Source organism: Lonsdalea britannica, assembly GCF_002111595.1.
GTDB lineage: Bacteria > Pseudomonadota > Gammaproteobacteria > Enterobacterales > Enterobacteriaceae > Lonsdalea > Lonsdalea britannica.
In genome coordinates, this window is the sequence record NZ_LUTN01000032.1 from 1 (window position 1) to 12,801 (window position 12,801).

Sequence of the window (12,801 nt, forward strand, 5' to 3'; positions counted from 1 at the left end):
CTAAATACAAAAAACCGGCCGACCGCTCACATTTAAACCAAAACGTCAATTTAAGCCGGTTTAAAGCCCCAAAACGCGCATTTAATCGACAAAAAAGCCCGAATTCAAAAAATCCGGGCTTTTCGCTGAGGGAATCAGCCTGACGCTACTGATGCGCGACGATAGACTCACCATCAAGATCCAACGTAATCGGCTTACCCGGAAGCAGCTTGCCAGACAATATTTGCTGCGCCAGCGGGTTTTCGATCAGTTGCTGTATAGCACGCTTCAACGGGCGGGCTCCGTACACCGGGTCAAACCCGATTTTACCCAGCATCTCCAATGCCGGCTCAGAGATCGTCACGCTATAGCCCCGTTCTTCCAGTCGCTGATACAAACGCTGCAGCTGAATCTGGGCAATTGACGTAATGTGCTCCCGGCCTAACGGATGGAAAACCACGACTTCATCAATACGGTTGATGAACTCAGGGCGGAAGTGATGGTTAACGACGTTCATAACCATATCGCGCATCTGGCCATAGCTCATCTCGCCAAACCGTTCCTGAATCAGGTCCGATCCCAAGTTGGATGTCATGATGACCACTGTGTTGCGGAAGTCCACCGTACGCCCCTGTCCGTCGGTCAGGCGACCATCATCCAGCACCTGCAACAGGATGTTGAAGACATCAGGATGCGCCTTCTCCACTTCATCCAGCAGAATCACGGAATAAGGACGACGTCGCACCGCTTCCGTAAGGTAACCCCCTTCTTCATAACCGACATACCCTGGGGGCGCGCCCACCAAACGGGATACCGAATGTTTTTCCATGAATTCGGACATATCGATACGCACCATCGCGTCGTCGCTATCGAAGAGGAATTTCGCCAGCGTTTTACACAGCTCGGTTTTACCGACTCCTGTCGGCCCCAAGAAAAGGAATGAACCGATAGGACGATTGGGATCGGCCAGACCCGCGCGGCTGCGTCGGATAGAGTTAGCCACCGCTTCGACCGCTTCGTTCTGTCCAATCACGCGCTGGTGCAGCTCATCTTCCATTCGCAGCAGTTTTTCGCGTTCGCCTTCCAGCATTCTCGATACCGGAATGCCCGTAGCGCGCGCCAATACTTCGGCGATTTCAGTGTCCGTTACCTTATTACGCAACAGACGCATCGTTTTACCTTCGGACTGCGTAGCCGTTGCCAACTGTTTTTCCAGCTCAGGAATCTTGCCGTACTGCAACTCGGACATTTGCCCCAAATCGCCCTGACGACGCGCCTGTTCCAATTCGATTTTGGCCTGTTCCAGCGCGGCCTTGATATTCTGAGTGCCGGTTAATGACGCCTTTTCCGCTTTCCACTCTTCTTCCAGCTTCGAGTAATCCCGCTCTTTCTCTTCCAGCTCGGTATTCAAAATTTCGAGCCGTTTCAGACTGGCGTCATCCGACTCTTTCTTCAATGCCTGCTGTTCGAGCTTCAATTGGATGATTCGACGGTCCAACCGGTCTAGCGCCTCGGGCTTGGAGTCGATTTGCATACGAATGCTGGATGCGGCCTCATCGATCAGGTCAATCGCCTTATCCGGGAGTTTACGGTCTGCGATGTAGCGATGGGACAACGTCGCCGCCGCCACAATGGCCGGGTCTGTGATTTGAACGTGATGATGCAGTTCATAACGCTCTTTCAGCCCGCGCAAGATCGCGATGGTGTCTTCCACCGTCGGTTCAGCCACAAACACTTTCTGGAAACGACGCTCCAGCGCGGCATCCTTCTCAATATACTGACGATATTCGTCCAGCGTGGTCGCCCCAACGCAGTGCAGCTCACCACGCGCCAAGGCAGGCTTCAGCATATTGCCCGCATCCATAGCGCCATCGGCTTTACCCGCGCCGACCATCGTATGCAGTTCATCAATAAACAGGATGACGCTGCCTTCCTGTTTCGAAAGATCATTCAATACGCCTTTTAAGCGTTCTTCGAACTCGCCGCGGAATTTGGCGCCAGCCACCAGCGATCCCATATCCAGAGCCAGTACGCGTTTGTTCTTCAAGCCTTCCGGCACTTCCCCATTGACGATGCGCTGCGCCAACCCTTCGACAATGGCCGTTTTACCGACCCCAGGCTCACCAATGAGTACCGGGTTATTTTTGGTTCTGCGTTGCAGCACCTGAATGGTGCGGCGAATTTCTTCATCACGACCGATAACGGGATCCAACTTGCCCTGTTCGGCACGTTCGGTTAAATCGATCGTGAATTTTTTCAAAGCCTGGCGCTGATCTTCAGCCCCTTGTTCGTTCACGTTTTCTCCTCCACGGATTTGGTCAATCGCTTTCGTCACGCTATCCATGTTGGCGCCGGCATTCTTTAACAGATCCGTCAACGTGCTCCGCGCTTCCAGCGCCGCCAGAACAAACAGTTCCGACGATATAAAGGTGTCACCCCTTTTCTGAGCCAGCTTGTCGCAAAGATTTAATGTCCGTACCAATTCATTGGATGGCTGTACATCGCCTCCGGTCCCTTCAACCTGCGGGAGACGGCTTAACGCCTGCTCAATCTCTGGCTTCAGATGAGCGACATTAACGCCAGCTGCGGTTAACAGCGGGCTGACCGTGCTTCCTTCCTGATTTAAAAGGGCACTCATTAAATGCAGTGGTTCGATAAATTGATTGTCTCGACCGAGAGCGAGAGATTGGGCATCAGCGAGGGCAAGCTGGAACTTATTAGTAAGACGATCCAGACGCATAACTCCTCCGATTCATACTGATCAAATGTGCTACTGGAGATTAGATGAGGTCTAGCCCCAAATTTTCAAGATGATTTGTCAGTAATAATAGTAGGAATCACGTTCTACGCGCTGGACCGTCCTAATTCAAAAGGTTATATCAGCCAGATTAAACTCGCCATACGACCGGTCACGCCGTCGCGGCGGTAGGAAAAGAATTGCTGTGGATGGCTTACCGTACAATATTCGCCGCCGTAAATCCGGCTAACGCCCGCGGCGCGAAGTCGCAGTCGGGCTAGCTGAAAGATATCAGCCATGTACTTATCGTCATGAGCGACAAACGCCTGCGCCGCGGCGGGATCGGACGCCATGAACGCCTCCCGCACTTCAGCACCGACTTCAAACTGCTGCGGCCCGATAGCCGGACCGAGCCACGCCATCATTTCCGACGGCGCCGCCCGGAAAGCCTTCAACGTCTGTTCCAGCACGCCGGCCTGCAAGCCGCGCCAGCCCGCGTGCGCCGCCGCCGCTTCATCGCCCTTCACCGAGCAGAACAGCACCGGCAGGCAATCGGCCGTCATCACCGCACACACCTTGCCTGGACGGGAGGTATAGACAGCATCCCCCGTCGTCGCGGGCGTCGCCTCGTCGAGATTGACGACCTGAGTGCCGTGTACCTGCTGTAACCAATGCGGCTGCGCAGGCAATGCGCCGCCTGCCACCAACCGACGTCGATTTTCCGCCACGCACGCGATGTCATCGCCTACGTGGTTGCCGAGATTGAGAGACGCATAAGGCTCGCGGCTACATCCACCGTGACGGGTGGTGGAGCAGGCGCGGATGGTCGCTGGCGCGGGCCAGTCGGGCTGAATCAGCATGTTGTCACCAGTCCAATTGATCCTTGAACTCTTCGGTATCTGCTTTAAGAGCAGCGATTAAATCCACCATGTCCTGAGGCAACGCCGCATGCCATTCCATCTGAATGCCCGTGACGGGATGGTAGAGTCTCAACATGGTGGCGTGGAGCGCCTGACGGTCGAAGCCACGCAGCACGCTGATGAATTCGTCCGAAGCGCCTTTCGGCGGACGGGGACGGCCGCCATACAGCGGATCGCCGACCAATGGATGCGCGATGTGCGACATATGAACGCGAATCTGGTGGGTTCTTCCCGTTTCCAGACGCAGTCTCAACCGGGTGTGGGCACGAAAATGCTCCATAATCCGGTAATGGGTGACCGCCGGTTTGCCCATCGGGTGCACCGCCATGTGCGTGCGTTTTGTGGGATGGCGCGCAATCGGCTCTTCCACCATACCGCCCGCCGTCATGTTACCGATAGCCACGGCTTCATATTCACGCGTGATTTCACGGGCTTGCAGCGATTCCACCAGCCGGGTCTGCGCCGGTACGGTTTTGGCGACGACCATCAGCCCGGTCGTGTCTTTATCCAGTCGGTGCACGATGCCAGCACGCGGCACATCGACAATCTCGGGATAATAATGCAGCAGCGCATTCAGCACGGTGCCGTCAGGGTTGCCCGCGCCGGGATGAACCACCAGGCCTCTCGGCTTGTTGATGACCAGAATATCCTGATCCTCATAGACGATATCCAGCGGGATCGCCTGAGGTTCCCAACGGGCTTCCTCTTCGATCAGCGCGTCGACGGCTATCGTTTCCCCCCCCAGCACCTTCTCTTTGGGTTTATCAATCACGGTGCCGTTCACCTGCACGCGCTGGTCCAAAATCCACTCTTTTAAGCGAGAACGTGAATAATCAGGGAACAATTCGGCCAAAGCCTGATCTAAACGTTGTCCGAGTTGCGATTCGGCCACCGTTGCGGTGAGTTGTACTTGTTGTGCCATAGTATGCCGCTTCTTTTACGTTGGGTTTTAACGGCGATGCCGTATAAAATCATGTACCATTGTAGCTGGTCTTCATCGGGAGCTTAACGGACAGTTTCCCGTAAAAAACACTCTGAGGATAATCAAAACGTCATGACGCGTATGAAATATCTGGTGGCTGCTGCCACGTTGAGCCTGGTACTGGCGGGTTGTTCCAGCACCAAGGATGCGGTTCCAGACCGTCCACCTGCCGAGCTTTACGCCACCGCGCAGGAGAAATTGCAGGAGGGCAACTTTAAGGCAGCCATTACGCAGTTGGAAGCGTTGGATAACCGTTATCCATTCGGCCCTTATTCCCAGCAGGTTCAGCTTGACCTGATCTACGCCTACTACAAATCCGCCGAGTTACCGTTAGCTCAGGCATCCATCGACCGTTTCCTGCGTCTGAACCCCACGAGTCCCAATGTGGATTACGTGTTGTACATGCGCGGATTAACCAATATGGCGTTAGATGACAGTGCGTTGCAGGGGTTCTTCGGTGTGGATCGTTCAGACCGCGATCCGCAGTACGCCCGCGCCGCCTTCAAGGCATTCAGCCAGTTGGCGGAGGGCTATCCTCGTAGCCTGTATGTGACCGATGCCGGCAAACGTCTGGCGTTTCTGAAAGAGCGTTTGGCGAAGTATGAACTTTCGGTCGCGCAATACTACACGAAACGCGGCGCGTATGTCGCGGTGGTTAATCGTGTTGAGCAGATGCTGAAAGACTACCCGGATACGCAGGCCACACGTACGGCTCTGCCGCTGATGGAAAATGCTTATCGCCAGATGCAGCTGACCGGAGAGGCCGACAAAGTGGCGAAGCTGATCACGGCCAATCAAGCCTGATCGAACGCATTAGAAAGGATTTTACAACGGCAGCTTAGGCTGCCTTTTTTTATGCCCGGCGTCGATGACTCAACGCGGTTCCACGCAGCAAATCCTGAAAATTTTGGCATAGCTCCCTATCACTGACAAGCTTGTCGCCGTAATCCCAAAACTCGCTCACAAATCATACGACCAGTCTGATATATGACAAAAAAAAGACTTAAAACCCTGCCATTTTAACCATCTCGGGGTATGCTGAAACTATCCAAGACGGACAAGGCAGAGAGGTAAACGTTTATGACTATCAACATTACCAGTAAGCAAATGGATATCACCCCGGCAATACGCAAACATGTCGAAGACCGTCTCACCAAGCTGGATAAGTGGCAAACTAGCCTGATTAATCCACACATCATCCTGTCGAAAGAACCTAAGGGCTTTGTGGCCGACGCCACCATTGGCACACCGAACGGACCGCTGGTCGCAAGCGCAAAACACGAAGATATGTATGCTGCGGTTAACGATCTTATTGCCAAGCTCGAACGACAGTTGAACAAGGTTCAGCATAAAGGTGAAGCGCGCCGCGCCGACACCTGCCTCAAAGACATCACGCCGCAGCCAGCCCCGGAAGAGTAATCACCCTCCTTTCCTATCGTGATGTTGTTAACGCGCCGAAAGGCGCGTTTTTTATTGACAGGATGAAAAGGCAGTCGTTAACCTAGCGCCATCAACCGTCAGGATTTAATTAATGACACGCCATTCATTGTTCTTCGTATTCTTCTTTTTCTTCCCCCACCGGGGGGGCGATTGGTCGTGTGAGTAAGAATACGAAGACGAACAAAAAGCCTCCTGAAATCAGGGGGCTTTTTTGTTCTGGCCTTCAAACAGGGTAAAGCAAAATGACCGACAATCCGTTATTGGCACTGCGCGAACGCATCAGCACACTGGATTTACAGCTGCTGGAGCTTCTGGCTCAACGGCGTGAGCTGGCTTTGGACGTTGCCCGAGCGAAGCAAACCACGCACCGACCTATCAGAGATAAAGAGCGTGAACGCGATCTGCTCACCCACTTGGTGGAAGCGGGCAGGCAACACCAGCTCGATGGTCACTACATCACCCGACTGTTCCAGCTGATTATCGAAGACTCCGTGCTCACCCAGCAGGCTCTGCTCCAGCAACACCTGAACCAAACCGGCGCGCATTCAGCTCGGGTCGCGTTCCTCGGTCCCAAAGGCTCCTATTCCCATCTGGCCGCACGCCAATATACGGCTCGTCATTTCGATCAGATCATCGAATGCGGCTGTCAGAAGTTCCAGGATATTTTTACCACGGTTGAGAACGGTCATGCCGATTACGGCGTTCTGCCGATTGAAAATACCAGCTCAGGATCGATCAACGACGTCTATGACCTGCTGCAACATACGGGATTGTCGATTGTGGGCGAACTATCTAACCCTATCGACCACTGCGTGTTGGTTTCTACAGACACCCAGCTTGACCAGATCCAGACCGTTTATAGCCATCCTCAGCCTTTCCAACAGTGCAGCCATTTTATTAACCGTTTCCCACACTGGAAAATCGAGTACTGCGAAAGCAGCGCCGCCGCGATGGCGAAAGTGGCTGAACTGAATTCACCTCACGCCGCCGCGCTGGGAAGTGAAGCCGGGGGGACGCTCTACAATCTGCAGGTGTTGGAACACAACCTGGCGAACCAGACGCAAAACTACACCCGCTTCATCGTACTGGCCCGCAAGCAAATCGACGTCGCAGAACAGGTTCCGGCTAAAACCACGTTAATTATGGCGACCGGCCAGCAGTCCGGCGCACTGGTCGAAGCGCTGCAAGTCCTACGGGATCAGGGCATTATCATGACCAAGCTGGAGTCCCGACCTATCCACGGCAATCCGTGGGAAGAGATGTTCTATATTGATGTACAGGCCAATCTGCGCAGCAAGCCAATGCAGAAAGCCATCAATGAACTGACGGCGATCACTCGTTCGTTAAAAGTGCTCGGCTGTTACCCTAGCGAGAACGTTGTCCCTGTCGATTTGGGCGGTTAAATGCAAACGCCGCCATTTCCTGAGGAGATGGCGGCGCAGTGATTCGCTTAGGGAAAAAGGTCAGCGGATGTCGTTGGCCTGTTGTAGCAGAGTCCGGCTTTCGCTCATAAAGCGGTGGGAATAGTCGCCAAACCACTGTTCTACTTTTTTGAAACTGTCGATAAACGCCGTTTTATCGCCATTATCCAGTAGTGCAATCGCTTCTCCGAAACGCTGGTAATAGCGCTTGATTAAAGCCAGGTTATTGCCAGATGACATGATGATGTCTGCATAAAGCTGCGGATCCTGAGCAAACAACCGCCCCACCATCGCCAGCTCCAGCCGGTAAATAGGCGATGACAGCGCCAGCAATTGTTCGATCTGCACATTTTCTTCCGTCAGATGTAATCCGTAAACGAACGTCGTGAAATGGCGCAACGCCTGAATGAAGGTCATGTTCTGATCGTGTTCTACCGCGCTGATGCGATGCAGACGCGCTCCCCAGACTCGAATCTGTTCCAGCAGCCACTGATAGGATTCGGGTTGACGCCCATCACAGTACACCACAACCTGCTTGGCGAGACTGCCGGTGTCCGGCCCGAACATCGGGTGAAGCCCCAAGACCGGGCCCTGGTGCACCGCCAGCATCGCTTGTAGCGGACCATTTTTGACCGAGGCCAAATCCACCAGCAGGCAGTCCTCCGGCAGCGGCGGCAGTTGGGCGATAACCTGTTCGGTAAGATGAATGGGAACGCTGACAATCACCATTCCCGCATCGGCCAACAGTTCGCCCGCCCGAGGCCAGTCTTCCTGCTCGAGAACTTTGACCTGATAACCGGATAGGGTCAGCATTTTATCGAACATACGGCCCATTTGACCGCGACCACCAATGATGACGACCGATCGCAGGGAAGGATTCAACGTTTTGAACCCTTTGTCATTTTCGCTGGAATAGGATTCACGCATGACGCGGCGCAGCACATCCTCAATCAACGAGGGAGGAACGCCTAAGGCTTCAGCATCCTTTCGACGAGAAGCCAGCATTTCCGCTTCCCGGTCCGGCGCGTAAATCGGTAATCCATAGTGACTTTTGACTTCGCCCACTTCTGCGACGAGTTTTAACCGCCGAGACAACAATGCCAACAGTGCCTTATCTACCTCGTCAATCTGATCACGTAACGCGGTCAGTTCAGCGGTCATTATTCTTCTCCTTACTGATTGGTGCTCATCGCGCCAAGCTCCTGGTGCACCGACCGCAATAATGATTCTGTGTTTTCCCAACTAATACAGGCGTCCGTGACAGATACACCGTAATCCATCTGGGAACGCGGCTGTTCGGAAGACTGACTGCCTTCATTCAGATGGCTTTCCAACATCAGACCGATAATAGAGCGATTGCCGGCTTTGAGCTGCTCCACGGCAGACTCCACTACCAACGGCTGGCGACGATAATCTTTATTCGAATTTCCGTGGCTACAATCTATCATCAGCGCTGGTTTCAGTCCCGCATCACGCATCTGTTTTTCACATTCCGCCACGTCTTCCGCACTGTAGTTTGGCTTTTTACCGCCGCGTAAAATCACATGACCGTCGGTATTTCCCTGCGTATGCAGCAGGCAGACCTGACCACTTTGGTTGATTCCCATAAAACGATGCGCCATCGAGGCGGCTTTCATGGCGTTAATGGCTGTGCCAAGGCTGCCGTCCGTGCCGTTTTTAAATCCGACCGGCATGGAAAGCCCGGACGCCATCTCACGGTGTGTCTGGGACTCAGTGGTTCTCGCGCCAATCGCCGACCAGCTGAAAAGGTCGCCCAGGTACTGCGGACTATTGGGGTCCAGCGCTTCCGTCGCCAGCGGCAGGCCAATGTTCACCAGCTTCAGCAGCAAATCACGCGCAATGTGTAAACCGGCTTCCATATCGCATGAACCATCCATATGCGGATCGTTGATCAATCCTTTCCACCCCACCGTGGTGCGGGGTTTTTCGAAGTAAACGCGCATGACGATATACAGCTTGTCGCTCAGCTCTGCCGCCAAAACCTGCAACCGGCGGGCATACTCCAACGCAGCATCGGTGTCGTGAATGGAACAAGGACCGCACACAATCAGCAACCGGTCGTCACGACCGTGAATAATATCCGCCACGGCCTGGCGAGAGCGAGAGATCGCCTGCTGAGCCTCGTCACTCAGAGGAAACTTCGCTTTCAATTCATCCGGAGTAATCAATATCTGCTCTTCAAGGATATTGACGTTATTAAGCGCGTCTTTCTGCAAGTTCATGGTCCTGTCCCTTATGCTGTACCTGTGCGGTGATGATGCTGAATACTTAATTCGGGTCACAGTATCACAAGGTGTAAATGTTTAAAACCACGACATGTAAAGTTATAATTACCCTTATAAGCCGCGTGAAGTACGGGGTGGAATGAGTATTTTCGCTTCAGAAAGTATGACCCATATTACCATCTCGTCACGAAGTCACGCTCAATGTGAGAGACCGACAGACTGAGGTTTTTGGCTTTCTCCAATTCCCTGAAATGACAAAAAGCACAATGAATTCATACAAAAACAAGAAAACCCACGAATAAAGCGCTGCATTCACCACCTTAAGTTCAAAACTGCGCTTAACATTTCTCTCGTTAGATGAGCTAAGCCAAAGCGACAATCTCAAAGGGTAACTGGCAATCTAAACCCCTCCCAACTGTAAACTTAAAATTACACCCAATTATGAGTTTGTCATCGATCAATACGCATCCAGTCAGCTAAGGCCGCGTAAATTTAGCGAAAAACCGATGTCATAACGGATCGATTTGATTTAAGCGATTGCAAGGAGACCACTGTCTTCACGCTACACGGATTCTGTCACGTCAGATCCTGCTGTGACTGTTTCATGCCAACGTTGCCGCAAAGGTTCTTTGCCAGATAAACAGTCACATGAGAATTAATTTTTTTTCCAGTGGGTGGACACCGGGTTGATTACGGGGTTTCTCCCCTGGGTATAAGTGCCGTTCTGTTGGGCAATGGCTTCGCCAGTATCTACAATCGCGTTCTGAATAAACACGTTTTGTTTTTCTCCACGAACGAACGTTAACTGATGAAAGGCCGTTTTATTGCCCCAGTCGCTGGAAGGTAGCGAAATGAAACGCACAGTGAAGGTTTCATCATCGAACTTGCCCTGCATGGAGTAAACACCATAGTGGTTTTCACCCTGGGAGATTATTTTATAGACACTGTTGTCGTAATAGTAAATCTCGGCATCGGGGAACGGTTTTTTGTCGTACATTTTACGATAATGCAGCACCTGCTTGATGGTGGGCTGACCGAAGCTGACGGTTAATTCTTTACCCTCCGCTGCGGTTGTCAGCCCGTCGGCATGAGCACTGCTCATAAGCATCAGCAGACCTGCGGTTGCCGTTTTGATGACTTTCATTTTAACTCTCTTAGTCTGATTCTATGAATAATGTGCATCAACGTGCTGAAACTACTCCATAAATTGGCACGACGCTAATTTATGCGGTAGACAGAAGGTATTGATGCATAGATAGGGTAGGCCCTAGTTACTTTTGGGACATCGCTATTCAGGCAGATTGAAGTCCACTAACAGCAGGCGATATAGCTCTTCCATACGGATGGCCACGTTCATCTGCCACGTAGCCCATTCCGTGCATCTAAGCAGGAGGCATGCGCGTTTTGTCACATCTCATCACTTTTTCCACCTGCGCTTAGCGTTCTGTCATTAACTGTACGCCGGACACCCGGCGACGATGACCTCACAACCTTCACAGACATGGGCTTTCTGGCACGCCAGAGCATCGTAGTTTTTATTTAAGCTCTGAGGTAGGTGCAGTTAAACGGAACGTTTATACGAGGTATTCGTTGTTTTTCATCTCACGCTGAAAATATCTCTCGTTATAAAACTCGCTGTCTATATTACTTTTTACTGTTAAGAGATGTGAATGTTATAGACTCACCATTCATCATATGGCATAAATCACCTGCGCTGTGGGGGTAATAAACTTATTAGCGCCATTCAAAGGACAAGCAGTATTGAAAAGGATTTAAAAATATGCCAATTAATAGCAAGTTAATTATCGCCTTTTTCTCTTTCTTCATGGTAGGTAACGTTCAAGCGACCGTATTTTCGTGCCCTGCAATAAATAAGATAAAACAAAATAAAGCTGACTCAGGCTATAGCTATAAAGCTAACGCCGGAGATAGCATGAAATGGACAGGGGAAAACCCTTATGCCGAAAAGAATGATCTGCAAAAGATTTCATTCAAAGAGGCTTATATTCTCAACGTTAAAAACTTGATTGCTTGTGATTATGTGGGCCATGACAATGTTTCCGGTATGAGAATGTCCCTCACATTAAAACTGCCCGTAAAACCATTGGGTAAATATTGGCAAGATGAGAAGCAATCTGATGGCAGTGTGTTTGTTCACTGCACTTCTTCATATCCAGAAGATTGCATTTTTAGCCAATAAAATTTCATTAATAGCGAGTTGCTGAGATCCGTAACTCGCTATTATGGTCAAAGAAAGTTGTACAACCCAAACCTGATAGTTTCGTCTCCCAACTATTCATTCAACGCCTCAAACCGTCTCTGCAACGGCATCCCCTCATTCCTCATAAAGACCCTGCTCGCCTTCTCCACATCCTCAAGTACGCCAGCGTGGTGACGCTAGCCGTCGCCAACTGCGCGAAGACCTACAAGCCGCAGTTGCAGGAGGGCAGCGGCCGCACCCAGACCGTGCGCATGAGCATTGTCGTCAACAGCGCCGACAACGCGACGCTGAAAATCGACCCGTCAGTGGTGTTGACCATTCGTCAGTATATCGCCGAATGCCGATTGAGATGAAGGCCTATGCGGATAGCCTGCTGACCGCACTTTTAGCTGCCAAGCTACCCCACCTTGAAACCGTCGATATCGATCGCTACCTTCCTGTCAGCGTTCCGCAACCGTGGCCGCAGGCAACCTGATGGACGGACGTGCCTGCCTGATACCGAAGCCAGTGAAAAACGGCGTCTTTAACGATTGATCGCTGATACCGATCGAAATGGAAAAATTGATCTGTATAAACGTTTATAAAACAAACAGCTCTGATGTCATTATGCGTCTGCATACTAAAAATACATGCCGACACCTGGGAAAATTAAACCGCCGATTTGGCGGTTTTTTCGTGGCATATCGTTCATTTACATAACTATAAGTTGCGCATAGACTATCCGCGCTTCACAGGGATAGATCTGTTTACAGGGAATGAAAAATGCTAATCACCAAGCGTCTGGATGAACTTACCCCAGATGAATTTACGCGTATCTTATCGCCTGAAAAAGGCAGCGCGCTGGATGCCAAAACC

At 51.7% G+C, this 12,801-nt stretch carries 10 protein-coding genes, 1 pseudogene and 1 other annotated feature; of the genes and pseudogenes, 5 read left to right on the forward strand and 6 right to left on the reverse strand.

Annotated elements, in window-relative coordinates; translation table 11 throughout:
- Window positions 1-145: 145 nt before the first annotated feature.
- From clpB to rluD, 3 genes are all read right to left on the reverse strand, one after another.
- The gene (gene clpB / locus AU509_RS17300; RefSeq protein WP_085653072.1) at window positions 146-2,719 is read right to left on the reverse strand and encodes an ATP-dependent chaperone ClpB; all 2,574 of its coding nucleotides are present in this window, start codon (window positions 2,717-2,719) and stop codon (window positions 146-148) included.
- Between the two features lie 134 nt (window positions 2,720-2,853).
- Window positions 2,854-3,576, reverse strand: a complete 723-nt coding sequence (gene yfiH / locus AU509_RS17305; RefSeq protein WP_085653073.1) for a purine nucleoside phosphorylase YfiH — start codon at window positions 3,574-3,576, stop codon at window positions 2,854-2,856.
- Window positions 3,577-3,580: 4 nt separating this feature from the next.
- A complete protein-coding gene (gene rluD, locus AU509_RS17310) occupies window positions 3,581-4,558 on the reverse strand; it encodes a 23S rRNA pseudouridine(1911/1915/1917) synthase RluD (RefSeq protein WP_085653074.1) in 978 nt (325 codons plus the stop codon).
- Window positions 4,559-4,690: 132 nt separating this feature from the next.
- Here rluD and bamD point away from each other — a divergent pair, with 132 nt between their 5' ends.
- The 3 genes from bamD (at window position 4,691) to pheA (ending at window position 7,461) form a co-directional block, all read left to right on the forward strand.
- Entirely contained in the window at window positions 4,691-5,422 is a 732-nt protein-coding gene (gene bamD / locus AU509_RS17320; RefSeq protein WP_085653075.1) for an outer membrane protein assembly factor BamD, read from the forward strand.
- Window positions 5,423-5,698: 276 nt separating this feature from the next.
- Window positions 5,699-6,037 (forward strand): ribosome-associated translation inhibitor RaiA, encoded by a 339-nt coding sequence (gene raiA / locus AU509_RS17325; protein WP_085653076.1) that lies wholly within the window; start codon window positions 5,699-5,701, stop codon window positions 6,035-6,037.
- A gap of 111 nt (window positions 6,038-6,148) precedes the next feature.
- Window positions 6,149-6,274: a sequence feature (Phe leader region), on the forward strand.
- A gap of 26 nt (window positions 6,275-6,300) precedes the next feature.
- Window positions 6,301-7,461 carry a bifunctional chorismate mutase/prephenate dehydratase gene (gene pheA / locus AU509_RS17330; RefSeq protein ID WP_094118893.1) on the forward strand — a complete coding sequence of 387 codons (1,161 nt, stop codon included), beginning with the start codon at window positions 6,301-6,303 and terminating at the stop codon, window positions 7,459-7,461.
- A gap of 60 nt (window positions 7,462-7,521) precedes the next feature.
- On the opposite strand, the gene tyrA is transcribed toward pheA, so the two are convergent.
- The 3 genes from tyrA to AU509_RS17345 all read right to left on the reverse strand — a co-directional run bounded on the left by tyrA (window position 7,522) and on the right by AU509_RS17345 (window position 10,869).
- Window positions 7,522-8,640 carry a bifunctional chorismate mutase/prephenate dehydrogenase gene (gene tyrA, locus AU509_RS17335; RefSeq protein WP_085653078.1) on the reverse strand — a complete coding sequence of 373 codons (1,119 nt, stop codon included), beginning with the start codon at window positions 8,638-8,640 and terminating at the stop codon, window positions 7,522-7,524.
- An 11-nt stretch (window positions 8,641-8,651) separates the two neighbouring features.
- Window positions 8,652-9,716: a 3-deoxy-7-phosphoheptulonate synthase gene (locus tag AU509_RS17340; RefSeq protein WP_094118896.1), complete on the reverse strand. Its 1,065-nt coding sequence runs from the start codon at window positions 9,714-9,716 to the stop codon at window positions 8,652-8,654.
- Window positions 9,717-10,380: 664 nt separating this feature from the next.
- The gene (locus AU509_RS17345; protein ID WP_094118894.1) at window positions 10,381-10,869 is read right to left on the reverse strand and encodes a hypothetical protein; all 489 of its coding nucleotides are present in this window, start codon (window positions 10,867-10,869) and stop codon (window positions 10,381-10,383) included.
- A 636-nt stretch (window positions 10,870-11,505) separates the two neighbouring features.
- On the opposite strand from AU509_RS17345, the gene AU509_RS17350 reads away from it, so the two are divergent.
- Window positions 11,506-11,925, forward strand: a complete 420-nt coding sequence (locus tag AU509_RS17350) for a DUF3757 domain-containing protein (protein WP_094118895.1) — start codon at window positions 11,506-11,508, stop codon at window positions 11,923-11,925.
- 191 nt (window positions 11,926-12,116) lie between these two features.
- Window positions 12,117-12,418 (forward strand): annotated as a pseudogene (locus tag AU509_RS18865) (phage tail-collar fiber domain-containing protein); the annotation flags it as partial.
- Window positions 12,419-12,801 lie beyond the last annotated feature (383 nt).